This is a genomic window from Thalassospira sp. Z349TD_5, from assembly GCF_056173045.1.
On sequence record NZ_CM149654.1, the window covers coordinates 1,420,001 to 1,444,341 of the forward strand.

A 24,341-nucleotide genomic window follows, 5' to 3' on the forward strand; every position below is an offset into this window, starting at 1 on the left:
CCCTATGAACGGTCTTGATCTCGACGCATTTGGTCTGCGACCTGTTTCAGGTAGTCCTCAATGGTTTTGCCTGTTTCCGGCTGGAAGGCCTCCCCAGTCGGTTCGCAGTACTGCATCCGATCAATCCGAAAAGCCCGGAAGCTAAAGCGTTTTGCTTTTAATATGGCACATATCCGGCAGCCCTGAAGAAGTTCCAGCATTCAATCTGTTGATAGAGGTCACAGATATTTCCGATTGCAGAGATGAGGTCTCCGTAGGTTCTGGCGCCTATCCGCCGGAGATGAGATTTCAGCTTTGAGAAGGCCAGTTCAATAGGATTGAGGTCGGGACTATAAGGCGGAAGGAAAAGAAACCAACAGCCTTGAGCTTTAAGGGTTGCAGCGGCACGCGGGCTTTTATGAGTACTGAGATTATCGAGAACAACGATGGTTCGCGGTTCGAGCAAGGGAGCAAGTTGAGTTTCAATGTAGGTATCAAATGCTGGACCATTCATCGCACCTTCTATGATCCAGGGCGCAATTAAAGCATCGCTGGTCAAGCCTGCGATAAACGTTTGCGTCCGCCATTTACCGAAGGGAGCCGGGCCATAGAGCCTCTCGCCGACGGGGGATCTGCCGCGCAACCGTGTCAGATTGGTTTTGACCGAGGTTTCGTCAATGAACACCAGTCGGTGCGGTTCATGTCGCATGCGAGGTTGGCGTCCGTTAATCCACAATCGCCTGTCTCTGACAATATCGGCACGTTCGCGCTCAATGGCGATCAGGCCTTTTTTTATATGAATAGTTGGCTCGTTTGAGGGCACGATGGATCGAGGAGAGGTGTACAGAAACGCCTTTATCCTCTCGCAACGCATCTGCCAACTCTTGCAAGGTGATATCTGGTTCGCTCTGAAGCCGCCCTATCATAAACGCCATATGTGCAGCCAGTTTTCCGACTGTACCAGGCATACGACCTTGTGGTTTTGGCCCGATCTTGCCGCCATCTCGAGAAGCAGCAGCAAAACGCACCGCTGTGCTCGGGGACACCCCAAAGACAACCGCCGCCGCCCGTGCCGAATGCCCCTGTTTCACGTAGCTTACAATCCGTTCGCGAAGATCCACTGAATAAGGTTTGCCCATCAAACACCTCCTACTGGAAGTGAATCACATAAAATCAAAAAGGGGAATACCCTCTCTGATTCCTATAAAAGACAAAACGCTTTATTGCGGAGCTCGCACCAGGCAGAGCACGTCCAGACGCGACCCCAGAATTCGGTTTGCAGCGGACGGATCACGCGCATGGAATTCCGGTCACCCAGAGACTGGTAGTCGATCCGAAGTTTGAGCCCCTCGCGGATCGCGCGACGGATCAGTGGCATATGTCGGAACCCCTCCTGAGCCCGCTCGAAAGCGTAGACACCAAATCCCCAGGACTTGGGAGCCTGACGGCGGTTCGAGGCATGCTCACCCACCTTGTTCATCACCGCAACCGCGGCGGCTTGCAGCTCCTCGTCGGCGGCCTCTTGCACGATTGCCATCCCAAGAGTGAGTGCTTCAAGCTCCGTAAACGACAGCGCCATGGGCGGAAGAAAGACCGGTTCGCGCAGCAGATACCCCACACCGCGCTCTCCATCTATCGGAACACCGGACGCCACCAGCGTATCGATGTCCCGATAGACAGTACGAACGGAGACTTCGAGCGCATCTGCGATGTCGCGGGCAAGATGAAGCCGCCCGTCTCGGACGATCTCCACAATTTCCGCAAGTCGCTCGCTGCGCTGCATGAACGGGTCAGTCGATGACCACTTCCAGCTCGGAATGCGTGAGCTGGACAGTCGGTCCGTTAATGGCGAAGAGGAAGTCGGCGTTGCCAGGCTCTTTGCTGATCTCGGCCGCGGCGGATCTTGCGGAGTCCATGTCTTTCCACTGGATATGCTCTATCCATGTCCCGTCTTCTGCGCATGAAAGACGACGGGACATGAAGCCGCGACGTGCGACGACCCAGGGGCTCATTTTTTTTGCGGCGGCAACAAAGTCTTCGCGGCTCACACCTTCGTTGAGCTTGAAGGTGACGGTCTCGATTACATTCTTCGACATTGGATACTCCTGTTTGTCTTATAAGCGATCCGCCACATCTACACCACCTCAACTGACATAATATGTCAGTTGAGGTGGTGAATTTGGAAGTTGATACCTGAGAAGAGGGCACTGGGGCGCGGTTTTCAAACGGCAACAATGTCCGCTTTGCTGCTATTTAAGCGCAATGAATAAAGCCCGTTCCCTTGCTTTCCGCCCGTCCTACTGACCCTCAACAACCTCATCGACAACACCGGACCTCACCAAATCCTCCGTACTCGGAAACCAGATGCCTGACGACGGGGCGAGGAAAACCTGCGCAAGAAAGTCCTCTGATATGCCTTGTTGGCGATAGAATTTGATTTCTTTTTCCTGTTCGCCTTTGAGGTCGTACTGCGGAAACGGGGTTTGGAGTTCAAGCTTGTACTGATGAAAGCCAAGCTGGGCGTTTGGGCCGAGGTGGCGTTTGGCTCCACCGATGAAGGCGGTTGTGCAGGCTGATTTGCAGGTGTCAAACACATAGGTGTCGAGCTTCCGGTCCCGGATCAGGTAGGCGACACCGCGCCCTTCATAGATATGCCCGCCCTCACTGCGAAGCACTACCCCGGTGACGGTGGGGTTTTGATCGACAAGGGCGGTGAGTTTTTGCGTCATGCCAAGGGTAAATATCCCGGCAATCTGAATGCGTTTGCCATCCGGACTGAGGCTTAGCGTATATTGACGTGCACGGGCATCTTCAAGGGCGGTTGGGCTGACGACGATAAACCGTTCTGGCGCCAGGGCCCGGAAAGAGGTGGCGATGCTAAGGGCTGTGAAGGCCAGACAGAGTGCAATCGTACCATAGGCAACGACTGTCCAGATGCCGGAAAGACTGCTGGTTTGCTGCCCTGTGGCGCGCAGCACGCCGACCACCTGCCAGACAAAGACAACGCCATGCCCCAGAATGATGAAGAGGATGGTTGCCATCAGGGCGTCGGTGCGATCCGCGATAAAGGGCGGGAGCGTATATCGGTCGGCAAACAGGAGGAGGGCGCGCAGCCCGATCAGGTTGATCACCAGCGCATAGATAAGCGCATGCTTCCCCTGCCAGTGATCCCGGATATAGGCCAACCGATCTTTCCCTTAAAAGTTCAGATCCTTTTCTTACGATACAAATTTATCACGGGCCCGAATAGCTCTGTTGGTATTTTTGAGGCGAAAAGCCGCATATTGGATCGGGAGTGAACGCCGTCGGGGCTAAAAGGGGACTGTCCCCTTTTCTTCGCTTTCATTCTGATCAGGGTTCCCAATATACCAGCATCGACTGGGCCGCTTTCCTTCGTCAGCACAATCTTGAACATAGTATGAGCCGCCGTGGGAACTGTCATGACAATGCTGTTGCCGAAAGTTTCTTCAACTTGCTCAAACGCGAACGTATCCGCCGCAGGGTCTATAAATCACGCGATGAGGCACGTCAGGATGTCTTCGATTACATAGAAATGTTCTACAACCCGAAGCGCAAACATAGTACCAACGGGATGTTGTCACCCGTCGAATTCGAAAGACAACAAATCTGATTAAACCGGATGTCTACAATTCCAGGGGCTATTCAGTTTGTCGTTTTAGTCTTGGTGTAGCATTCGAACCTACGATCTTCCTGTGTTCTGAGCCTGTGCTCATAACTTGAAGGCTGAAGCTGTGAAGAAATCGCTCCAGTGGAGCGATTTTAAGCTGAAGGTCGAGCACGGCCGAGCCGCGCGCAGACTGCGGGTGCTTCCGTTCCAATGGTCCCGAATATATCGCAAGCGATCTTTCCTTAAGAAAATTCAGACCCTTTTCCAAGATACTATTTTATTGCTGTTCTTAATAGCGCCGTGCGGGCCTTTTCTGGAAAAGGGTTTATACGAAAAATACTAAGCATAGATATGATAGAGACTTGAGATGCGGGTTTGAAGCGAGGCTCCAAAAAGGAAATCAAAAATAAATCTGTCCCCATTTTTCCTATGCTGTTCCCGATAGAAGCGCACCTCTTTCTCTTGTTCGCCCCGACCCCGTAGTTACCTGCAGAAAACACTAGCGATGTAAAGAAGCTTGGTGAAGTTCAGGAAGAATCTGATTTCTGGCGACAATACGCGGATAGCGCACCAATCTGTAGATCGAGTCTATAGTTTCCAATGGTGTGCAATGAATGTGAGTAGGGTGTCTATCATCCGCATCATTAGGCGAAATTAGTGTCTTCGAAATTAGTTTGCATGCGTTACCAAAACCAATCAGAGAGCCATCTTCAAAATCCTGAAGGGAACTCTCCGAATGGTCCCAATTTAGCAATGAATGCTCTTCCATTAAGTTATCTGGCACCATCCATGCTTTTAGATTTTGTTCGATAATGTGTTTTCTCATTATGTCTTCAGGTTTTAAAGGCGCGTTTTCGAATTGCTGCAAGGTCCAGCCGAAACGTCTTACAATCGTTTCCTTTGTTTCATTTAAGGTTTCAAGTAGAGATCTTTCTGCAGTCATGCTGCTTCTGTGTAGTCCACTGTTAAGGCCGCTTAAGTCGATAGGGTTGGTTTTGAGGGGGGATAAATAATCATATACCCCTGCAGGGGCTGGAACCTCTTGCTTTGCAATTTTGTTCAACATCTCAAACAAAATTAAAAACCGTGCAGGGGTTTTGGGATGCTGGAAAATTACAAGTTTTCGACTTCTTTGAACTGCTAAACTGTCAATCATGTGTCGTAAAACGCGCAGTTGTTCTACACCCTCTAGGATTGAAAAAAGCGATATTATTAAGTGGCTAAGGTCAATGCCGAACTTAATACAAGCATCAACGCAAGTATAAAGACCCATGATGTCTGAAAATGATTCTTCGATAATTTGCTCTTTAAGGTCATCGATCATGCGGTAATGTCGTAGTTGGCGTTGTGCAGTTCCAAAAAGTCGGGCGTTATCGATTGTATACTCTGTATCTATACCTACATGTGCGAAGGTTACGGCTGGTCCTCCATCAAAAGTGGTAGCTGTTTTCTCGGTCGCCTCGTAAGTGTCTTTGAGAGCAGCAATTATGGATTCAAATCGTTCTCCATAGGCGTGATGACCAAATTCGTGCCCAATGATGAATGACGGAATGATGTGTTCGATCACTGGAATTGCTGTCGTAAGTCCGTCGATAGAAATGGGACGTGGAAACGACGAGCTATCACCGTGAATTTGTGAATATTGTCGTAGAAAATGGAGCGAGGCATTTGCTAATTGCTTGGCGGCTTCTGGCCTTCTTAAACCGAGCAAAAGTTCAGACGCTCTTATGTTAAATTCAATGAAGTGAAATATCGGGTGCTCTAACTTCGAGCGAAGTGCGAATGAAAATCTCAGTGCATTAATTTGCTCAAAATCAATAACAATGATGTGGGAGTTTCCCGATGTCCGATACTCACTTGTCCAATCAGTGGAACTAATTGGAAGTACCTTTAAAGTGTTCATAGTCTCCGGGTAATGGGTGGTGAAGTACTTGATCGTTCTTCTGATAATATTTCGGCTTTCCAGTGTTAGGTGGAAAGCGCTATTTCTCCGCATTCTAGAAGCGACATCGCGCCGGAGAGCTGGGCCCAGTTGCCACTTCAGCATTCATCTAGTTCCCACGCTGATCTTTTGAGGCGACTTCTTTCATTAGTCGAACGATTTTCTCTATGTCGTCAGCTGACATGTTTTTGAATTTGTACTCTCCAACTTCACATTCCCCACGACGAGCGACTAAGTAGCCAAGAATTGCTGTGACAATCGAGCTCGAATTATCCAATAATGGAACTACCCATTCTGTTAGTGTTGCTGCATCGAACCTCTCACATTGTTCTGCAACTCCCAAATCAGTCTCTGGACCGAATGCAGAAGCAATACGGATTTCTTTCCACAGGTCAGTCAATTCAGTTTCGTATTCAGATGGCACACGGATGATGGCAGAGGGAGTTGTCATTTAAGATCTCATTCTTTCAATGTGTTAAGTGGAGTAGGGTGCAACTAAAAGGGTAATCTTACTTCATTATTTTTATGTTAAGTAGTAAAAAAAAATGATTGCTCGTTGACATACATAGACCAAAAAAAATGATGTATTTTGGGTTCTAAGAAAAAAGGGGACAAGAAAAAAGGGGACAGTCCCCTTTTCTTCGGTGGGTAGTGTGTCGGTAAAGGGCCTTTGTCGTGGAACCCACTTCGATTGTTGCTGGAAAATAGAACACCCCCAGCCATCCGACCGGGGGTGTTCTCATTCCGGAACCCTAAAGCTCCAAATCACATCAGGTGATCAGCCCTCACGCCAGATCAAACCGATCCGCATTCATCACCTTGGTCCAAGCCGCGACGAAGTCCTTGACGAACTTCTCGTGGTTATCATCCTGAGCATAGACCTCGGCATAAGACCGCAGGATGGAGTTTGAGCCAAACACCAGATCAACGCGGGTGGCGGTGTACTTGGTGTCACCTGATTTCCGATCCACGATGTTATAAAGGTTGTCGCCCACCGGTTTCCAGCTGTTGGCCATGTCGGTCAGATTGACAAAGAAGTCATTGGTCAATTTGCCCACCCGGTCGGTGAAGACACCATGTTTGGACCCACCATGGTTGGTGCCAAGCACACGCATGCCCCCAACAAGCACGGTCATTTCAGGGGCGGTGAGGCCCAGAAGCTGGGTGCGGTCGAGCATCATTTCTTCCGGGCTGACGACATAGTCTTCCTTGACCCAGTTGCGGAAACCATCCGCCAAGGGCTCCATGGCGTCAAAGCTGTCGGCATCGGTTTGGTCATCCGTGGCGTCCCCGCGACCCGGTGCAAACGGCACCGAGATGCTAACACCGGCATCATGGGCGGCCTTTTCAACCGCAGCCGTGCCGCCAAGGACGATCAGATCGGCGATGCTGACTTTCTTGGCCAAACCGGCCTGAAGGCCTTCAAGGGTTTTAAGCACCTTGGCAAGGCGTGCCGGTTCATTGCCCGCCCAATCCTTTTGCGGGGCCAAGCGAATGCGTGCGCCATTGGCACCACCACGCATGTCCGACCCACGATAGGTGCGCGCAGAATCCCACGCGGTCGCAATCAGCTCGGCCGAGGTCAGACCGGATGCCAGAAGTTTGGCCTTAAGGTCGGCGATTTCGGCATCAGAAAGCGTGTAATCCACCGTCGGGATCGGGTCCTGCCAGATCAGGTCTTCTGCCGGAACGTCCGGGCCGAGGTAACGCGCCTTCGGGCCGAGGTCACGGTGGGTCAGTTTGAACCACGCACGGGCAAAGGTATCGGCGAAATATGCCGGGTCCTTGATGAACTTCTGGCAAATGGCGTTATAGGTCGGATCGACCTTCATCGCCATATCGGCATCGGTCATGATTGGCATGCATTTGATCGACGGGTCTTCGACGTCGGCCGGCATGTCTTCTTCCTTGATGTCGATTGGCATCCACTGCCATGCGCCTGCCGGGCTTTTTTTCAATTCCCATTCATAGCCAAACAGAAGATCGAACCAGCCCATATCCCACTGGGTCGGGTTTTTCGACCATGCGCCTTCGATGCCAGACACCACAGTGTCGCGGCCAATGCCACGGCCCTTGGTGTTCATCCAGCCCATGCCCTGTGCGGTGACATCGGCGGCTTCTGGTTCTTCGCTCAGGTTGGCGGCATCGCCGTTACCATGGCATTTGCCAATGGTGTGGCCACCGGCGGTGAGGGCCGCGGTTTCTTCGTCGTCCATCGCCATGCGGGCAAAGGTTTCGCGGACCTGCTCGGCGGTTTTGGCCGGGTCGGGCTGGCCGTTGACCCCTTCGGGGTTGACGTAAATCAGACCCATCTGAACAGCGGCGAGCGGATTGGCCATGGTTGATGGGTTGGCAACATCGTCATAACGGCTGTCACTTGGTGCCAGCCATTCTTTTTCCGCCCCCCAGTAGATGTCCTTTTCCGGGTGCCAGATGTCTTCGCGGCCAAAGGCAAAGCCAAAGGTTTTCAAACCGGCGACTTCATAGGCAATGGTGCCCGACAGAATGATCAAATCCGCCCAGGAGATTTTGTTGCCGTATTTCTTTTTGATCGGCCACAGAAGACGGCGGCCCTTATCGGTATTGACGTTATCGGGCCAGGAGTTAAGCGGGGCGAACCGCTGATTACCTGTACCACCACCACCACGGCCATCGGCAAGGCGGTAAGAGCCGGCCGCATGCCATGCCACGCGGGCAAACATGCCAACATAGCTGCCCCAATCGGCTGGCCACCAATCCTGACTGTCTTTCATCAGCGCACGCAGATCGTTCTTAAGCGCCTCGACATCGAGTTTTTTGAGTTCTTCGGCGTAATTAAAATCCTTGCCCAGCGGATTGACCTTGGTGTCATGCTGATGAAGGATGTCAAAATTCAGCGCATTGGGCCACCAATCGGTAACCGTGGTGCCCAGCGCGGTTTGACCACCGTGCATTACCGGACATTTGCCTGCTGTGTGTTTTCCGTCCATTTCTCTCTCCCGTCGTGGCTTGAGATGTTTTAAACAGCCTCTTGACCCATATCGTGCAGCCGTAAAAGCGATGCGGATTACGTTACGAAACCCTGTGGGGTACCGTATTGTATCGCCTTCTGGTTGGTGTCTCCCGAGATGTTTATGTGACCAAAACCATTATGATTGCAGTTGTATTTCTACGGTAGGATTTCATCCTCAAAGGTAATGATCAACTCAGAGAGTGCAACAAGACAAGGCCTTTAAATTGCGTTCTGACCGGTTTTTCCCGTCAGAACGACAAAGGTACCGGTCGGGAGTGTATAGGTAAAATAGTTATTTTTGTTATTTTCGATAGTTTTAGTCGATGGGATGCGTGCCGGTGGTTTGATCGCGTGCGCGCCCCCGTGACTTTTGGCCCAAAGTCGCTAGGCTCAGGACCTATTAATTTGATTGGAATGGCAGACGTTATATTTGTGAAATCCGAGGAAAAGCCCGCCGGGCGGGCTGGTATCCCGGCCAAGGGGTTTGACGCAGGAGTTTGCAAATATAACGTCTGTCCTTTGGATTGACCGGATTTGCACGGGCTACTTTGTTGCAAAACCTTGAAAGATATATATCTTCCTGTAGTTTAGCTCCGCGTATCCGCACAAATCCGGTCAACCATTCAAACCAAATTAATAGGTCCTGAGCCTAGACTGCGGGTAACGCATTTGCCCATCAGGCTTTTTTCATTTGGGCTTTTTTCATTTTCCATTGTGGCAGGTCGCCGGTTTTCGGCGTGACGCCACACAGAACGGATCGCGTATCAAGCATGTCTCATTCTTCCAAGGGTGCCATCTATATGGCCGCAGCGGCCAATCTTTTGATTGCTGTGGCCAAGTTTGGCGGGGCGGCGATTACCGGCTCGGCCGCGATGATGTCAGAAGGCATTCATTCACTGGTCGATACCGGCAATCAGGGGCTTTTGCTTTTGGGCCTCAAACTGTCGGCAAAGGAGGCGGATGAAAAACACCCGTTTGGCTATGGCAAGGAAACCTATTTCTGGTCGTTCCTTGTGGCGGTGATGATTTTCGGGCTGGGGGCGGGTGTGTCGATCTGGGAAGGGGTGGATAAGGTGATCCATCCCCATGCGCTTGATGTGCATGTGGTCGCGAGCGTTTTCGGGATTGATATCCGCACCTATCACGTGGTGTTTTCGATCCTTGTGATTGCCATGGTGCTTGAAGGGGCGGCATTTCGCACCGCCTATCGGACTTTTCGCGCCCAGCATCCCGATATACCGATCCTAAAGGCGGTCCACAGCAGCAAGGACCCAACTGTATTTGTCATACTATTTGAAGATTCCGCGGCCTTGCTGGGGCTGGTGGTGGCGTGCGTTGGCATTGCGGCGGCCTATGGTTTTGATATGCCCGTGCTTGATGGGCTGGCGTCGGTTGTGATCGGGATTATTTTGGCGGTCACCGCGTTCTTTCTGGCGGTTGAGTGCAAGGGGCTTTTGATCGGCGAAAGTGCCAGCGCGCCGAGCCGCAAAAAGATCGACAATATCGTCTCGGCCATTCCCGGTATTTTGCAGGTCAATGAGATCATCACGCTGCATCTTGGGCCGCAAAACCTGATTGTCTGTATCAGTGTTGATTTTCGCGACAGGCTGACCTCGCCAGAGGTTGAAGCCGCCGTTTCGCGGCTTGAAACCGATATTCGCCATGCCGTGCCGGGCGTTTCCAAGGTGTTTATCGAGGCGCAAAACTGGTTGTCGCATCAGGACCTGCTTGATCAGGTGCGCGCGGCCAAGGAAACCCAAAATACGGGCCACCCGTCATAAAGCCGTCGGGGCGGATTGACCCGCCGCCCGGCAAATTGTATGAGGAATAAAATCAAGATCACCATACAAGGGCAGGGAGCCGCGTCACCGATGGAACAAAAGACCTTGCCAAGCTGGATCGCGGTTGACTGGGGCACGTCCAACCTGCGGGTCTGGGCGATGGATGATAGCGCTAACATCCTTGCTACCCAAAGCAGCCCGCTTGGCATGAATGCGATTGCCGGGGATGAAAAACTGTCGTTCGAAGGGGTTTTGATCGATCTGATTGATCGGTGGTTGCCCACAGATGTGCCTGATGGGCAGGCGATCCCGGTGGTGATTTGCGGCATGGCCGGGGCCAAGCAGGGCTGGCGTGAAGCACCCTACTGCGAAGTCCCAACAGAACCGGCTGATCTGGCGATGGGGGCTGTTCGGCCCGATGTTGCCGACCCGCGCATTTCGGTTTCCATTCTGCCCGGCCTGTGTCAGCGCGGCGATGCTGATGTGATGCGCGGCGAGGAAACCCAGCTTGTCGGGTTTATGGCGCTACATCCCGGTTTTTCCGGCTGGGTCTGTTTGCCCGGAACCCATTCAAAATGGGCGCGGTTGTCGGATGGTCAGATTACCGCGTTTCGCACCTATATGAGCGGCGAGGTCTTTGCCCTGTTGTCGCAAAATTCGATCCTGCGCCATTCGGTTGATGAGACGTGGGATGACGGGGCCTTTGCCGATGCGGTGCTGGCCGCCAAGGCGCAACCCAGCGGATTTCTCCATAGCCTGTTTACGGTGCGCGCCGGTGCCCTTGTCGCCAGGGACGGCGCGGTTGTCCCACCGGGGGCGTCGGTTCTGTCAGGCGCGGTGATCGGGGCGGAAATTGCCGATGTGCTCGGCCTGCTTAAGGCGGGCGATGAAATCGCGCTGATCGGGGCGGGGAAGCTGGCATCGCTGTATCAGGCCGCCTTGCTGGTTCACCATCATAAGGCCATCCCGATGGATGGGGCGGCGATTACGCTGGCCGGGTTGACCCGTGCGCACCGTGTTGTCATCGGATAAGCCGTTATGACCAGATCGCTATGACCAGATACGGGCTCACACGGGCCTGAAACAGAATTACAGCCCGGTTGACGGGCCTTACATACAGGATGACAGAGACATGGCATATCCGACATCGGTCAATGATCAGATCACCGACGCAGCAACGCCAAACGGCCATCGCCACCTGATTGCGATCCTGCGTGGGGTGACACCAGACGAGGCGGCGGATATGGCGCGTGCACTGGTTGCCGCCGGGATCACCATGATCGAGGTGCCGCTGAATTCGCCAGAGCCACTTAAAAGCATTGCCCTGATGAAGAAGGCGGTTGGCGATGCGGCCCTGATCGGGGCCGGGACGGTTTTGACCGCCGAAGACGTCGCCAAGGTGAAGGCCGCCACGGGGGAGTTCATTGTCTCGCCCAATTGCGATACCGACGTGATCAAAAAGACCAAGGAACTCGGCATGGGATCATGGCCGGGCGTTTTGACCCCGACCGAATGCTTTGCCGCGATCAAGGCCGGTGCCGATGGGCTTAAGATTTTCCCCGCCAGCATCATTGGCGCGGATGGCATCAAGGCAATGCGCGCGGTTTTGCCCGCAACCATGGCTGTCTATGCGGTTGGCGGTGTTGGCACAGATGATTTTGCCACCTATGCCAAGGCGGGCTGTGATGGCTTTGGCCTTGGATCAGGCATCTTTAAACCCGGCATGACAGTCGATGATGTTTCCAGGGCGGCTGTTGCCTATGTCACGGCCCATGACGCGGTGTTTGGCGCCTGAAGATCGACCATTTTTCTTTGGGTTTAAGTGGGTACCGTTCCAGTTCGTCGGTGACGTCGCGGACGGCTCCTAATTGAGGGCTTGTAACCATCGTCAGGATATAGGAAATTAGCAGCGTTCCTGTTGACGGAAAAAATTCCAGCATGTGACGTCAAATGCATCAACCGGATCCACTCTTTGGGGGAGGAGTGTCTTTTCCGGGGAAACAGCAGTGAGCTATCTTCTCAATCATCAGGTATTTGCATCGCAGGACCTTCATCTGGCGCGTGATGTTTTGTCTGATCTGAACAGTATTGACGCCCTTGATGTGATCGGTACGAACCGTAACGTGGATGTTGCTATCCATTTTGCCGAGCTTGCAGGCATTGGGTTGATATATGCGTCCTTTGGTGGCGGGCGCGTTTATATTGAAACGCCTGCTATCGAGGAAGAAAATCTGTTTTTTATGTTTGTGACCAGCGGTTCTGCGCAGGTACAGCATGGGAAGTATGAATGCAATATTTCGTCTGACCTTGGGCTGGTCCGCAATATGCGTTTGCCTTTGTCGGCGACGGAGGACAACTTTTCGACACTTGGGACGCAACTGTCGCTTTCTTTGCTGCGGGCGCACGCGCAAGCCTTGACGGGGCAGGACGTCATCCGCAGCGATCTGGTTTTTGATCCAGCCCTTGACCTGACGCGACCCGAAACGCGACACGTCCGCGATACGCTGCACTATGTGGCAACTGCACTTGATGGGCCGCTCACACAGTTTGACAGCCCGCATATCCGCACTGAATTGCGCGATATGCTTTTGACCAATATCTTGATGTTGCTGCCAAATTCATATTCAGACGTGCTCAATGGCAGACCCGCACCGATGGCGATGCCCCATTACGTCAAACGCGCGCGTGATTATATTCACGCCCATGCGGCGCAACCTATTGGTCTGCAAGAACTTGTGGCATATTCGGGCTGCAGTTATCGCACCTTGCAATCCGCATTCGGAGAGGCATTTGGCATGGCCCCGATGGCCTATGCACGAATGGTGCGCCTGAACGGGGCGCACAATGACCTTCTGATTGCCGAAGACGGCGATACTGTTGCGACCATCGCCCGTAAATGGGGATTTGCGCATATCGGCCGGTTTTCCGGGATGTATGCGCGCCAATTCGGCGTTTTTCCGTCCGACATCCTGCGCCGACGGTCATGATATATCGGCTGTCTGGTTCTGTAACGCTGTCACACATCTATCACGGACAGTTAATTGAACTAAACCCGACCGAGCCAGTCGGTGCCGTGGGGAAATTGCACGTTCCGCTACTGGCGGTGTTGCCTGTGGAGGCGGCGTTAAAGGACGTCCCGGTGTTTCCTTGAAGGACATCTTTACTAGCCCCGGTTGGCAGTGAGAACGAATTATCCGCGATGGTTATGTTCGTTGCGTCTGGCGCGCGCATGCCAACTGCGCTTGCTGCGGACGATGATGCGGTAACCGTATTTCCACGAATGACGGCGTTGGTTGAATTATATGCATCAATTCCGAAACCGGTACCGGAATTCCCATAACTGGTAATGGTGCTGTTTTCGATCGTAACCCCGGTTTTGTTTTGTAAGTTAACCGCGTAAGCATTGCCCGCACCGTTTCGATAATTGGTCACCGTCATATTGCGCAGGGTCGAATTATCGGCCATCACCAGTGTCGAGGAAACCGCGGTGTCTTGTGCTGCAATGGTTGCGCCGGGAACGGTCAGGGTGGCTGTCTTCCCCGATGGGGATTTCACTGTCATGGAGCCGCCGCCCACAAGCGTTTGACCATTTGCCACCACGATGGCCGCATTGGTACTGAAGGTGCCCGAAAGAATAACTGTCGTACTTCCGGCGTTGGTCAAGGCCGTATTCAGATCAGCAGCCGTCGTTGTGGATGCGCTGTCAAGAACGCTCAGCGCCTCGCCATCGGCAGTTTCGGTTGCTATTTCAGTTGCGCCAAATGCCCCGGCCTGACTGACGACATCAATGTCACGGATGACCGGGTCGGTCATGCGGCGTTCCATCGGTGTCAGGGACCGCGAAGACGTACCACCAAATATTTGGAGCGGGATGCGCAGACGCGCGGTGACAAAACCCTGCGATCCGCGCGGATCATCATGTTGCCACTCCGTGCCGAATGAAAACCGCGAGCCTTCCCATAGCCAGGGTACTTCATCAAAGGCAAGTTCGCCGCGCAATCGTGGACCGGTAATGTCATCGACATTATCGCCAGTAAAGCGATACCCACCGGCAAACAGACGAAATTGTTTTGGGCCTTCTGGTTCATAAACCGGAACGCGCCAGCCGATTTCGGCATCAAAACCCGACATGCTGCGTTCTTCGCCAGCGGTAAACATGACCGATGTGCCGGTAATGGTTGCTTCGTTTAGGGCATCAACTTCATGGCTGCGACGTCCCTGTGGCAGATAGGCATTGGCGCGAAAATCCCAATCGGTCGATAGGGCTTCGACACCCAGTGTCACCTGATTGTAGTAATTGCCCCATTCGGTTTCACGTCGGTCGAAATAGGCAATGCCACCAAGATTCCAGCCACTCTCAAGCATATGACGCAGGCCAAGCCCGAAATTGCCTTCCCGGCTGCTTTGGTCATCCATCCGGGCACGCATGTTGGTGAAAAACAGGGTGTCGTCATTCTGCAAAAGAGGAATGAACAAATCCGTTTCACCAAGATTGCGATCCGTGCCTGCTTTGCCCTCAAGGTCGATATGCGAACCCCATTTGTTGCTGGTTGTGGCTGTGTCAGCATAAGCGACTGACGCCGTCATCATTGTGCTACCAACTAGAATGCCAAGCCGGAATTTCTTCTTCATCTGTCCAATAATACCCATTCACGACAGCACGAATGCGCCGCAAGGGGGGATGGCGACATAGAACGTGGTGTGTTTGTTGTTCTCTTGGGAGGCGGCTTCATCTTGTTAAGGGTTTTGCGCCAAGCCTCTGTTTGCTCAAGATGACTCTATTGAAAATGAGCAACCCAAACCACGCGCGTGTTTTATCAATTTCGCAAAAGTTATCATTTTCCTCTATGCAGGATGACAGATGACAGATGACAGATGACAGCGAACTGATGTTGGGGACGGAAATGCGGAACCGGAGTTGGCAGTTTAAAATGTATTGCTTGTTTGCGACGAAGAAGGCGAGCTGTTGCTGTTTTGGAATAATCGTTTCCAGATTATGGAACGGCGTTTGACCCGGTAGGCAAGTGCAGGCTAAATTCCTGCCATTGTAAGAATTCCAAAAATGGGAGGATCCATTGGATCTGGGAATTAAGGGCCGTAAGGCGATTGTTTGTGCATCATCCAAGGGGCTTGGCCGTGGCTGTGCGATCAAGCTGGCAGAAGCCGGTGTTGACCTTGTGCTTAATGCGCGGTCTGAAGGGCCGTTGAACGAAACGGCGGACTATATTCGTGATACGTTTGGTGTAAACGTCACCACGGTTGCCTGCGACATCACCACCGAAGATGGCCGCAACAAGGTTCTGGCTGCCGTTGATGCGCCTGATATTCTGGTCAATAATGCCGGTGGTCCGCCCCCCGGTATCTGGTCCGACTGGGGACAGGCCGAGTGGGAAGCTGCGGTTCAGTCAAACATGCTGACCCCGATCTTGCTGGCCACAGCAGTCCTTCCGGGCATGATTTCGCGCCAGTGGGGCCGGATTGTGAATATCACGTCGGGGTCGGTTAAATCGCCAATTCCGCATCTGGGTCTGTCGAACGGTGCACGTGCAGGGTTAACCGGTTTTGTCGCCGGGACGTCGCGTCAGGTCGCCAAGGATGGGGTGATCATGAACAATCTTTTGCCCGGTCAGCATGATACCGATCGCATCAATGCCCTGATGACCAACAAATCGAAAAATGAAGGCATCAGCCTTGAAGACGCCCGGACCAAAACGCAGGCCGGTCTTCCGACCGGGCGTTTTGGCGATCCGCTTGATTTCGGGGCGACCTGTGCCTTTATGTGCAGCGAGCATGCGAAATTCATGGTCGGTCAGAATGTGTTGCTCGATGGCGGGGCGTTCAATTCCACCCTTTAATTCGTCCCATGCTGGTCTGCAAACGGCTGACTTCTGCGCTTCCGATGCTCACGTACCAACGTTACGCTTACGCGTCGGTTCTCGAAGTCAGTCGTTTTCGCCACAGCATGAAACGAATTCCAACATATCACGGAACGGACGACAAAGGATGGCAGGGTAGAAAATGGCATCCTTTACCTTTGTCTATGTGCTGCGCGAGATGGGGTTTGATCCGGCATCAAGCCGCAGTAAACTGCCGCGCACCTATGTCGGGTGGTCAACCGATGTTGCGGCCCGTCTTGCGACACATAACAGCGGCAAGGGGGCGAAAACCACGCGGGGCCGACAGTGGGATCTGGTGTATGTTGAACGCTTCAGAACCTTTGGTCAGGCGATGAGCCGTGAATGGCATCTCAAGCGCGATCGCAAGCTGCGCAAGATGTTGGCGGGTGGATAAAGCCCCATACCTTGTCTTGGTATTTTGACAAGAGCGTTGTTGAAAACAGGGCTTGCATCATCGCGCCAAGTAACAGATATCTGCTTGCAAATATGTTTTAAAACCGGGGTGACACCAGATCATGGCAATCGTTCGCAAAAATCCACTGAAACTCAATAAGTTGCAGCTTCGTACGCTTGTGCTGGCACAGATCGTCGCACGCGATGAAAATTCCGGTCAGATCGACGAGGCGACTGGCGAAGGCACGCTGTTGCGCGTGCCCCATGCCCATGGCGATCATGTTCATGTCGGACAGTTCACCGTTGCCGCACGCGATGCCAGTGGCTTTGATAACCCCGCCGTTTGGGTTGTGCTGACCCGTAAAGGTCTGGTCAAGGATGGCTATCCGGGTAGCATCGTTCTGACCAAGGACGGCATGGAATATGATACCGGTCTTGGCGATCACTTCCTTGAGGAAAGCGATCATTGATGTCTGACCGCCGGTCTGACGGTCATCTTCTGATTTGAAAAAAAAAGAAGCTCCGGCCATCTGATCCGGGGCTTCTTCATATTGTCGATGGTCGGTTATTCCACGCGGATAAATTTTCCGTCCTGGATGGTCACGAAATAGCTGTTGCGGTTGCTATCACCAAACTGGTCAAACATCAGTTCCTGGTTAAGGCCCATTTGCGGTGGCAGCGTGGTAAGCGCATCGTCAAGCCCTTGATCAGGATGTTTGGTTTTAAAGGCTGTAAACAGAACAGTTGCCGCATCATAGGTCAGAACCGCAGAATAGCCCGGCGTTTCCCCAAACATTGCGGTGTAGTCTGCGACGAATTTCTGAAAACGCGGACTATCGTCATAGCGATCATAGGCCTGCACCAATTCCATGCCTTCAACCGCATCGCCGCCCAATTCAATCAGCATTTCCGATCCGGCCCATTCTGCAGCAGCCAGCGGAATATTCCGAGACTTCTTGCGAATTTCCTTAGCCAGATTTGCGCTATCGGCTCTGTCCGTGATCAGGAGAATGCCGTCGGGGGAGCCTTCCAAAAGCTTGGCAGCAGCATCGGTAAGTGACGTTCCCTCGACATTAATCCATGTCTTGGAAATGACCCGTCCATCAAATTCATCAAATTCCAAAAGAAATTCGCGATACCAGCTATCCGTAAAGGCCTCGTTTTCTCCATCCAAAGCGATCGCAACCCGCTTGTGGTTAAGGTCAATACTACGTCTGGCATAGGCACGCGCATTCTGTTGTGTGGTGGTGTTCATGCGAAACAAATAGTCACGAAAACCGGCAAACTCGGCGGCTGATACGGTCGGGGATACGGTGACAATACCAAGGTCGTTAATCATGGGCAGCATTGCCATGCCGATCGAGCTGATGATTGGGCCGACAATGGCATCAACACCGAGTTCTTTGAACTCTCGAACATGGTTTTGTGCGGTTTCTGGTGATTTTTCGTCATCGCGTGGAATGATTTCGATCATCCGTCCATCAATGCCACCATTGTCATTGATTTGTTGGGTCGCAAGTTTCAGCGCGTTAAGTGATGCGGTGCCCGCATCTGACCACGGTCCGGTCAAACCAGCAATGAAACCGATCTTTATTGGTCCTGATTGATCACATGCGGCAAGAAAAAAACATCCAAGAATGACTGAGCATAGAACCCTGTTTGACCACATATTTTTCGGTGCCTGTTCTATTTTAGCCCCTAGCGAGGCTTTTGTTGTTTTGGACAGCAATGTCGTCTGACATTTCTGATATGGCGTCAGCTAGGCTTCGCTTCAAGCTGTTAATGACGTCTGTGACTTGTGGTGTCATCCAAAATCACGCCGGGCTTGCAGAACCCGGCCAAAGGTCGTCATCAGGCAAAGTGCGCCAAAGACCCCCGCGATCTGGGGAAACCATTTCGGAAAAGCACACATCAGACACAGCACAAAAATGGTTTCACTGCCTTCGGTGATGCCGGTCAGGTAATAGAAACTTTTCTTGCCCTGTTTGTCGTGATTGCGATCCTGTTTGGCCGCAACAATGGCATAGGCCAGAAAACTCGACCCCGTGCCGACAAAGCAGAAAATCAGGAAGGCCGCCATCAATGCATGCTCAGGCCGCCCGATGGCAAAGGCCAAAACGATCCCGGAATAAAACAGAAAATCGGCAACGATATCGTAATAGCCGCCAAGATCGCTTTCTTGGCTTTTGGCTCCCGGATGGCGCGACCGGGGCGCTGCATGGCGGGCAACCGCCCCATCCAGACCATCCATGATCCGGCTGGCAAGGATCAGGCCAAGGGCGACGTAATCAAGCTGAAGGACAAGTGCACCGGCGGCAAGCAGGCCGAGGAAAAAACCAAACCCGGTGATCACATTTGGCGTAATGCCAGTCCCCGAAAGGGTTCTGGCAACCGCATTGAGCGGCCTATCAATCAGCGGGCGCAGGCGGGCATCAAACATAAGCGGATCATCCGGTTAAACCATTGTGGCGGCAACTATATGCTGAACGTCCGACAAATGAAAATCACCAGATTACAAATCCATCAATAGACATGCGGGCGCCCCGGTTTACTGGCCCGCCGGGATCAGATTGTAATAGGGGCTATCTTCCAAAACAGCTTCATCAACCTGAGTGAGCTTGTTTTGGCGAATGACGGCCTGGACTTCCTTGACATACACCTCGCCGCGCTCGGAATAGCGGGTCAGGGTTTCGGCCAGAGCCATGCCCGAAAGCGGTTTGCTTTGCGCGATCATCTTAGTGCGCAGATCACGGAACTCTTGATATGCTGATCCAGTGTTGAGGTTCATCATATAGGCGCGCACCGACCCGAAGGGCGTTTTGAACGCAGCGATTTTATAATCGCCCAGATGACTGCGTTGTTCCTCGGGCGTGATGCCTTCCCCGTCATAGGTCCACTGCCCGAACAGCGCATTGCCATGGGCGGCAAACCGTGATGTGCCCCAGCCACTTTCAATCGCCATCTGCGCCATGGCAAGCGATGCCGGAACGGGGCCGATACGGTTTTCAAGTTCGGCAAGGGTCGCCGGATCGTCCGGGGCGGAGGAAATGCGATACTGACTGGCGAGGTCGCCAATGACAGCGCTGTCATTGTTGGAAACAGCGTCTTTCAGGGCTTTTTGCTGAAAGGAAATTTCTTCATTTGCCAGCAATGTCAAAGGTCCAAGCGTGCGGAAGAAAACGCGTTTCTTGGCCGCGACCGTCAGTTGATCGGCAATGTCATCGCGCCATGCCTCCGGGATGGTTTGCAAAAACAGGCGCGGAATGGTGCGCTCCCCCGCGTCCCAGCTTTCTGGCGTGTATCCAAGATCGTTATAGAAACTGTCAAGCTGTTCATAGCCGTGAAGTTCAACGCGTATGATATCCGTTGGCGCAGGAACGGGCAGGGTGATATCGGCGTGGGCAAACTTTGCACCGCCGACGGCGATACAGGCCGCAAGGATGGCTGCACCCCCAAATTTACGCATGACGGTGTGATACGTCAGCATGCCGCGTCTCCTGCTTTTGGTGTGTCGCCCAAAGGTGTTTGAAAGAAATATACCATTGGCCACCGGCCCGGTCGATGAATTCCCGAGGCTGTAGGGTATTTGTCATGTTTCGGGGTGGGAGGGGCTGCGCAAAAAGCAGGAGCGTCACCCACAGCAGGGTGCGGACACTTAATCTTGAATGATCCGGGTGACGATGGCTTGGGCTCTGGGCACGAATTACCCGCGCAGGTCTTGCAGACGTTTGCGCTGTGCACCGGTTTCATCGAAATTATCGGGTGATATCCATGCTTCGAACGCGGTACGGAGTGCGGGCCATTCTTCGACTGTGATCGAAAACCATGCGGTGTCGCGGTTCCGGCCCTTATAGACCATGTGGTTTCGGAATGTACCCTCATAGCTAAAGCCATAGCGCGCCGCTGCTGCGCGTGACGGGGCATTCTGATCATCGCATTTCCATTCATAGCGACGATAACCCAGCTCATCAAAGGCACGCTTCATCATCAGATACATCGCCTCGGTCCCGCCGATGGTCTTTGATAGGGCCGGGGCATAATTGATATTGCCAACCTCAACCACGCCATTGGCGGCATCAATGCGCATGAAGGCCGCAACACCGACGGCCTTGTTGGTCGCCACATCAATGATGGTATGGAGCATCGGATCAGCATTGGCCGCCATACCGACCAGCCACGCCTTGTAAGATGCAAAATCGTCAAATGCGTGCGTTGAAAGATAGGTAAAACGCGATCCATCCACAGCCTTGCCGTTGGCATCAAAGAGCTGCTGCGCATCACGTTCAACATCAATCGGGCTGACAATCACGTGGCGTCCGGTCATGTCTGTGCGCGGCGGAAATTCGCATCCGGCCCAGTTTGCAATCGGCTGGCCAACGGGTTTACCAAAGTCATCTTTGTGGGGCGCGGTCATGGGCGAGGTATCCTGTGTGCGGTGATCAAGGGGCGAGCATGGGCAAAACTGGCCCTGTATAAAAGAGCCAGTTTTGCAAAATGAATGGGGCCAATGTTTTGTTGGCCTTGATCATCTTTTCCGAAGGGCTTTGTTCTTCCTATGGGGGCGCACCAACAGAAAACCCGGCATCTGAAAATGCCGGGTTTTCTGGACGTTGGATCTGATCAGCGATCAGATCGAAAGATCAGATATCGGGATACCATACACCCAAAACGCCGAACTCTTCGAGTTTGGCAACGATAATCTCAGCAGCCTGTTCGGCACTTTGGTCTGCCGTGCTCACAATGATCTCGGCATTTTCGGGGCGCTCATACGGGCTATCGATGCCGGTAAAGTTGGCGATTTCGCCCGCACGGGCCTTTTTATAAAGGCCCTTTACATCGCGCTGTTCACACACTTCAAGCGGGGTGTCGATGAAGACTTCGATAAACTCGTCTTTCTCCACCAGGCTGCGCGCCAGCTGACGTTCGCTTTTGAACGGCGAGATAAAGGACACCAGCGTAATCACGCCTGCATCAACAAACAGCTTGGCCGTTTCGCCAACCCGGCGGATGTTTTCCACCCGGTCCGCATCGGTAAAGCCAAGGTCCTTGTTCAGGCCATGGCGGACATTATCGCCGTCAAGCGTGTAGGTATGCTTGCCCATGGCATGGAGCTTTTTCTCCACCATGTTGGCAACGGTTGATTTGCCTGCACCCGACAGACCCGTGAACCACAGAACGGCCGATTTCTGACCTTTCTGATAGGCACGCGCCTGCTTGTTGATGTCCATTTCCTGCCATTTGATGTTGGTCGCACGGCGGAGCGAATGGTTGACCATGCCCGCACCAACAGTCGCATTGGTGAAGCGGTCAATGATGATGAAACGCCCGGAATGACGGTTGTCGTCATAGGGGTCAAAGGCCAGTGCCTTATCGGCCGAAATATTGGCAATCCCGACTTCATTAAGCTCAAGCGTCTTGCCCGCCATATGTTCGAGCGTATTGACATTGACCTTGTATTTCAGGTCGCTGATCTGCGCATTGGTGACCTGTGCGCCCATCTTGATCAGATAGGGACGACCGGGCAGCAAATGATCATCATGCATCCAGATGATGCGCGCTTCGAACTGATCGGCAAAATCGGGTTTGGCATCGGCTTGGGCCAAAACATCGCCGCGCGAAATGTCGATTTCATCGGCAAGGGTAAGGGTCACAGCTTGACCGGCAATGGCCTCATTAAGGTTGCCGTCAAAGGTCACGATCTCCTTGACCGTGCTGGTCTGGCCCGATGCGGTGACAATAATCTCGTCACCCGGCTTGATCGTACCCGATGCAACGGTGCCGGAAAAGCCACGGAAATCAAGGTTGGGACGGTTGACCCACTGCACCGGCAGGCGGAACGGCTTTTCAATCGCATCCTGTTCGACCTGAACGGCTTCAAGATGGGCCAGCAACGTCGGACCGGAATACCACGGGGTGTTCGGGCTGGCCTCAATCATGTTATCGCCGCGCAACGCCGACAACGGAATTGCTGTGATCGTGCTATAGCCAAGGTCTTTGGCAAATTCCTGATACTCGGCCACAATGCGATCAAACGTTGCCTGATCATAATCGACCAGATCCATCTTGTTGACCGCCAGCACCACATGCTTGATCCCAAGCAACGAGGTGATAAAGCTATGCCGCCGCGTCTGGGTCAAAATGCCCTTACGCGCATCAATCAGGATCACTGCGACATCGGCGGTCGAGGCACCGGTGGCCATGTTACGCGTGTATTGTTCGTGGCCGGGCGTATCGGCGACAATGAATTTGCGCTTGTCGGTCGAGAAGAAGCGATAGGCGACATCAATGGTGATGCCCTGTTCGCGTTCGGCCTGAAGCCCATCGAGCAGCAAGGCAAAATCAATCTCGCCGCCTTGGGTGCCAACTTTGCGGCTATCGGATTCAAGGGCCGCCAGCTGATCTTCAAAGATCATTTTGGAATCCCAAAGCAGACGGCCAATCAGGGTTGATTTCCCGTCATCGACGCTGCCACAGGTGATGAAGCGCAGCAGGCTTTTTTCTTCCTGCGATTTCAGGTAGCCGAGAATGTCATCGGCAATCAGATCGGATTGATGTGCCATGATCTAAAAATACCCTTCCTGCTTTTTCTTTTCCATCGACCCGGCTTCGTCATGGTCAATCATGCGACCCTGACGTTCGCTGGATCGGGTCAGCAGCATTTCCTGAATGATGTCGGGAAGTGTCGTGGCTTCTGACTCAACCGCCCCGGTCAGTGGATAGCAACCCAAGGTGCGGAACCGCACCGATTTCATTTCGGGTTTTTCACCGGCACGAAGCGGCATGCGGTCGTCATCAACCATGATCAGCGTGCCATCACGCTCAACCACCGGGCGCTTGGCCGAATAATACAGCGGCACAATCGGGATTTGCTCAAGATAGATATATTGCCAGATATCAAGCTCGGTCCAGTTCGAGATCGGGAAAGCGCGGATGCTTTCGCCCTTGTTGATCCGGGCGTTATAGATATCCCACAATTCCGGGCGCTGATTTTTCGGATCCCAGCGATGGGTTTCCGTGCGGAAAGAAAACACACGTTCCTTGGCACGTGCCTTTTCCTCGTCCCGGCGCGCCCCGCCAAAGGCCGCATCGAACTTGTATTTGTTCAATGCCTGTTTTAGCGATTGGGTCTTCATCACATCGGTATGCAGGCTCGACCCATGGGTGAACGGGCCAATGCCCTGATCAACACCGTCCTGATTGATATGCACAATCAGCTCAAAGCCATATTCCGCCGCCACCTTGTCGCGAAACTCAATCATTTCGCGGAATTTCCACGTGGTATCGACATGCATCAACGGAAAGGGCGGCGGGGCCGGGTAAAAGGCCTTGCGCGCCAAATGCAGCAAAACCGATGAATCCTTGCCGATGGAATAAAGCATCACCGGGCGTTCAAACGATGCCGCCACCTCGCGGATGATATGGATACTCTCAGCCTCAAGCTGGCGGAGATGGGTCAGATTAGGCTGCATTCTCTTTCCTGACGATTAATCAACACAAATTTATGTGTTTATAATTGTATTTCACTTAGCTTTGATGGGTAATATGGAATGACCCGTAAGGCAAGTGTGATTTATATATTTACACAAATTTTTGTAGTCAGATTAAATTCAACATCACAATGTGTGTTTAATATGTTCGAAAGAACGCCTCAAGGTTTTTCGCCTCTGCATGTTTGAGGTGGAGGTTGGCAGGACATGGATTGTAATTTTGTTTCAAAATTTTCCATCCA

At 52.8% G+C, this 24,341-nt stretch carries 21 protein-coding genes and 1 pseudogene; 8 read left to right on the forward strand and 14 right to left on the reverse strand.

Annotated elements, in window-relative coordinates; genetic code table 11:
- Positions 1-157 precede the first annotated feature (157 nt).
- The 4 genes from AC0VXT_RS06335 to AC0VXT_RS06350 form a co-directional block, all read right to left on the reverse strand.
- Positions 158-1,118 (reverse strand): IS630 family transposase gene (locus tag AC0VXT_RS06335; protein WP_475545441.1). Its coding sequence is split into 2 segments (ribosomal slippage): positions 158-772 and positions 774-1,118, totalling 960 coding nucleotides; the frame shifts between segments, so codons are not numbered across the junction.
- A 62-nt stretch (positions 1,119-1,180) separates the two neighbouring features.
- Positions 1,181-1,762 carry a helix-turn-helix transcriptional regulator gene (locus tag AC0VXT_RS06340; protein WP_475547954.1) on the reverse strand — a complete coding sequence of 194 codons (582 nt, stop codon included), beginning with the start codon at positions 1,760-1,762 and terminating at the stop codon, positions 1,181-1,183.
- 7 nt (positions 1,763-1,769) lie between these two features.
- Positions 1,770-2,075, reverse strand: a complete 306-nt coding sequence (locus tag AC0VXT_RS06345; RefSeq protein ID WP_475547955.1) for a hypothetical protein — start codon at positions 2,073-2,075, stop codon at positions 1,770-1,772.
- Between the two features lie 201 nt (positions 2,076-2,276).
- Positions 2,277-3,164 (reverse strand): COG3904 family protein, encoded by an 888-nt coding sequence (locus AC0VXT_RS06350; protein ID WP_475547956.1) that lies wholly within the window; start codon positions 3,162-3,164, stop codon positions 2,277-2,279.
- Between the two features lie 158 nt (positions 3,165-3,322).
- Here AC0VXT_RS06350 and AC0VXT_RS06355 point away from each other — a divergent pair.
- Positions 3,323-3,610, forward strand: a pseudogene (locus AC0VXT_RS06355) (IS3 family transposase); the annotation flags it as partial.
- A gap of 496 nt (positions 3,611-4,106) precedes the next feature.
- Here the strand turns inward: AC0VXT_RS06355 and AC0VXT_RS06360 are convergent.
- The 3 genes from AC0VXT_RS06360 to katG all read right to left on the reverse strand — a co-directional run bounded on the left by AC0VXT_RS06360 (position 4,107) and on the right by katG (position 8,518).
- Positions 4,107-5,654, reverse strand: coding sequence for a hypothetical protein (locus tag AC0VXT_RS06360; protein WP_475547957.1), 1,548 nt, complete (start codon positions 5,652-5,654; stop codon positions 4,107-4,109).
- Between the two features lie 4 nt (positions 5,655-5,658).
- The gene (locus tag AC0VXT_RS06365; protein ID WP_475547958.1) at positions 5,659-6,000 is read right to left on the reverse strand and encodes a hypothetical protein; all 342 of its coding nucleotides are present in this window, start codon (positions 5,998-6,000) and stop codon (positions 5,659-5,661) included.
- Positions 6,001-6,334: 334 nt separating this feature from the next.
- The gene (gene katG / locus AC0VXT_RS06370; RefSeq protein ID WP_475547959.1) at positions 6,335-8,518 is read right to left on the reverse strand and encodes a catalase/peroxidase HPI; all 2,184 of its coding nucleotides are present in this window, start codon (positions 8,516-8,518) and stop codon (positions 6,335-6,337) included.
- 793 nt (positions 8,519-9,311) lie between these two features.
- Between katG and AC0VXT_RS06375 the strand changes: the two genes are divergently transcribed.
- The 4 genes from AC0VXT_RS06375 (at position 9,312) to AC0VXT_RS06390 (ending at position 13,309) form a co-directional block, all read left to right on the forward strand.
- A complete protein-coding gene (locus AC0VXT_RS06375; protein ID WP_475547960.1) occupies positions 9,312-10,322 on the forward strand; it encodes a cation diffusion facilitator family transporter in 1,011 nt (336 codons plus the stop codon).
- A 90-nt stretch (positions 10,323-10,412) separates the two neighbouring features.
- Positions 10,413-11,354: a 2-dehydro-3-deoxygalactonokinase gene (locus AC0VXT_RS06380; protein ID WP_475547961.1), complete on the forward strand. Its 942-nt coding sequence runs from the start codon at positions 10,413-10,415 to the stop codon at positions 11,352-11,354.
- Between the two features lie 100 nt (positions 11,355-11,454).
- Complete coding sequence (locus AC0VXT_RS06385; protein ID WP_475547962.1) at positions 11,455-12,117, forward strand: 2-dehydro-3-deoxy-6-phosphogalactonate aldolase; 663 nt, start codon at positions 11,455-11,457, stop codon at positions 12,115-12,117.
- Between the two features lie 211 nt (positions 12,118-12,328).
- The gene (locus AC0VXT_RS06390; protein ID WP_475547963.1) at positions 12,329-13,309 is read left to right on the forward strand and encodes a helix-turn-helix domain-containing protein; all 981 of its coding nucleotides are present in this window, start codon (positions 12,329-12,331) and stop codon (positions 13,307-13,309) included.
- Between the two features lie 40 nt (positions 13,310-13,349).
- On the opposite strand, the gene AC0VXT_RS06395 is transcribed toward AC0VXT_RS06390, so the two are convergent.
- A complete protein-coding gene (locus AC0VXT_RS06395) occupies positions 13,350-14,954 on the reverse strand; it encodes an inverse autotransporter beta domain-containing protein (protein WP_475547964.1) in 1,605 nt (534 codons plus the stop codon).
- A gap of 443 nt (positions 14,955-15,397) precedes the next feature.
- Between AC0VXT_RS06395 and AC0VXT_RS06400 the strand changes: the two genes are divergently transcribed.
- From AC0VXT_RS06400 to AC0VXT_RS06410, 3 genes are all read left to right on the forward strand, one after another.
- Positions 15,398-16,177 (forward strand): SDR family oxidoreductase, encoded by a 780-nt coding sequence (locus AC0VXT_RS06400; protein ID WP_475547965.1) that lies wholly within the window; start codon positions 15,398-15,400, stop codon positions 16,175-16,177.
- A gap of 163 nt (positions 16,178-16,340) precedes the next feature.
- Positions 16,341-16,613, forward strand: a complete 273-nt coding sequence (locus AC0VXT_RS06405; protein WP_475547966.1) for a GIY-YIG nuclease family protein — start codon at positions 16,341-16,343, stop codon at positions 16,611-16,613.
- A gap of 121 nt (positions 16,614-16,734) precedes the next feature.
- Entirely contained in the window at positions 16,735-17,082 is a 348-nt protein-coding gene (locus tag AC0VXT_RS06410; RefSeq protein WP_475547967.1) for a hypothetical protein, read from the forward strand.
- 95 nt (positions 17,083-17,177) lie between these two features.
- Here the strand turns inward: AC0VXT_RS06410 and AC0VXT_RS06415 are convergent, their stop codons facing one another.
- From AC0VXT_RS06415 to cysD, 6 genes are all read right to left on the reverse strand, one after another.
- The gene (locus AC0VXT_RS06415; protein WP_475547968.1) at positions 17,178-18,182 is read right to left on the reverse strand and encodes an ABC transporter substrate-binding protein; all 1,005 of its coding nucleotides are present in this window, start codon (positions 18,180-18,182) and stop codon (positions 17,178-17,180) included.
- Between the two features lie 234 nt (positions 18,183-18,416).
- The gene (locus AC0VXT_RS06420) at positions 18,417-19,052 is read right to left on the reverse strand and encodes a CDP-alcohol phosphatidyltransferase family protein (RefSeq protein ID WP_475547969.1); all 636 of its coding nucleotides are present in this window, start codon (positions 19,050-19,052) and stop codon (positions 18,417-18,419) included.
- Positions 19,053-19,160: 108 nt separating this feature from the next.
- Positions 19,161-20,099 (reverse strand): glucosaminidase domain-containing protein, encoded by a 939-nt coding sequence (locus AC0VXT_RS06425; RefSeq protein WP_475547970.1) that lies wholly within the window; start codon positions 20,097-20,099, stop codon positions 19,161-19,163.
- Positions 20,100-20,315: 216 nt separating this feature from the next.
- The gene (locus AC0VXT_RS06430; protein ID WP_475547971.1) at positions 20,316-21,026 is read right to left on the reverse strand and encodes a GNAT family N-acetyltransferase; all 711 of its coding nucleotides are present in this window, start codon (positions 21,024-21,026) and stop codon (positions 20,316-20,318) included.
- Between the two features lie 226 nt (positions 21,027-21,252).
- Positions 21,253-23,172, reverse strand: a complete 1,920-nt coding sequence (cysN, locus tag AC0VXT_RS06435) for a sulfate adenylyltransferase subunit CysN (RefSeq protein ID WP_475547972.1) — start codon at positions 23,170-23,172, stop codon at positions 21,253-21,255.
- A gap of 3 nt (positions 23,173-23,175) precedes the next feature.
- Positions 23,176-24,069 carry a sulfate adenylyltransferase subunit CysD gene (gene cysD, locus AC0VXT_RS06440; protein WP_245562905.1) on the reverse strand — a complete coding sequence of 298 codons (894 nt, stop codon included), beginning with the start codon at positions 24,067-24,069 and terminating at the stop codon, positions 23,176-23,178.
- Positions 24,070-24,341 lie beyond the last annotated feature (272 nt).

Excerpts from the sequence above, each read along its gene's own strand:
- AC0VXT_RS06340 (WP_475547954.1), bottom strand. The coding sequence starts at position 1,762 with ATGCAGCGCAGCGAGCGACTTGCGGAAATTGTGGAGATCGTCCGAGAC.
- AC0VXT_RS06345 (WP_475547955.1), bottom strand. The coding sequence starts at position 2,075 with ATGTCGAAGAATGTAATCGAGACCGTCACCTTCAAGCTCAACGAAGGT.
- AC0VXT_RS06360 (WP_475547957.1), bottom strand. The coding sequence starts at position 5,654 with ATGCTGAAGTGGCAACTGGGCCCAGCTCTCCGGCGCGATGTCGCTTCT.
- AC0VXT_RS06365 (WP_475547958.1), bottom strand. The coding sequence starts at position 6,000 with ATGACAACTCCCTCTGCCATCATCCGTGTGCCATCTGAATACGAAACT.
- katG (WP_475547959.1), bottom strand. The coding sequence starts at position 8,518 with ATGGACGGAAAACACACAGCAGGCAAATGTCCGGTAATGCACGGTGGT.
- AC0VXT_RS06375 (WP_475547960.1), top strand. The coding sequence starts at position 9,312 with ATGTCTCATTCTTCCAAGGGTGCCATCTATATGGCCGCAGCGGCCAAT.
- AC0VXT_RS06380 (WP_475547961.1), top strand. The coding sequence starts at position 10,413 with ATGGAACAAAAGACCTTGCCAAGCTGGATCGCGGTTGACTGGGGCACG.
- AC0VXT_RS06385 (WP_475547962.1), top strand. The coding sequence starts at position 11,455 with ATGGCATATCCGACATCGGTCAATGATCAGATCACCGACGCAGCAACG.
- AC0VXT_RS06395 (WP_475547964.1), bottom strand. The coding sequence starts at position 14,954 with ATGAAGAAGAAATTCCGGCTTGGCATTCTAGTTGGTAGCACAATGATG.
- AC0VXT_RS06405 (WP_475547966.1), top strand. The coding sequence starts at position 16,341 with ATGGCATCCTTTACCTTTGTCTATGTGCTGCGCGAGATGGGGTTTGAT.
- AC0VXT_RS06410 (WP_475547967.1), top strand. The coding sequence starts at position 16,735 with ATGGCAATCGTTCGCAAAAATCCACTGAAACTCAATAAGTTGCAGCTT.
- AC0VXT_RS06420 (WP_475547969.1), bottom strand. The coding sequence starts at position 19,052 with ATGTTTGATGCCCGCCTGCGCCCGCTGATTGATAGGCCGCTCAATGCG.
- AC0VXT_RS06425 (WP_475547970.1), bottom strand. The coding sequence starts at position 20,099 with ATGCTGACGTATCACACCGTCATGCGTAAATTTGGGGGTGCAGCCATC.
- AC0VXT_RS06430 (WP_475547971.1), bottom strand. The coding sequence starts at position 21,026 with ATGACCGCGCCCCACAAAGATGACTTTGGTAAACCCGTTGGCCAGCCG.
- cysN (WP_475547972.1), bottom strand. The coding sequence starts at position 23,172 with ATGGCACATCAATCCGATCTGATTGCCGATGACATTCTCGGCTACCTG.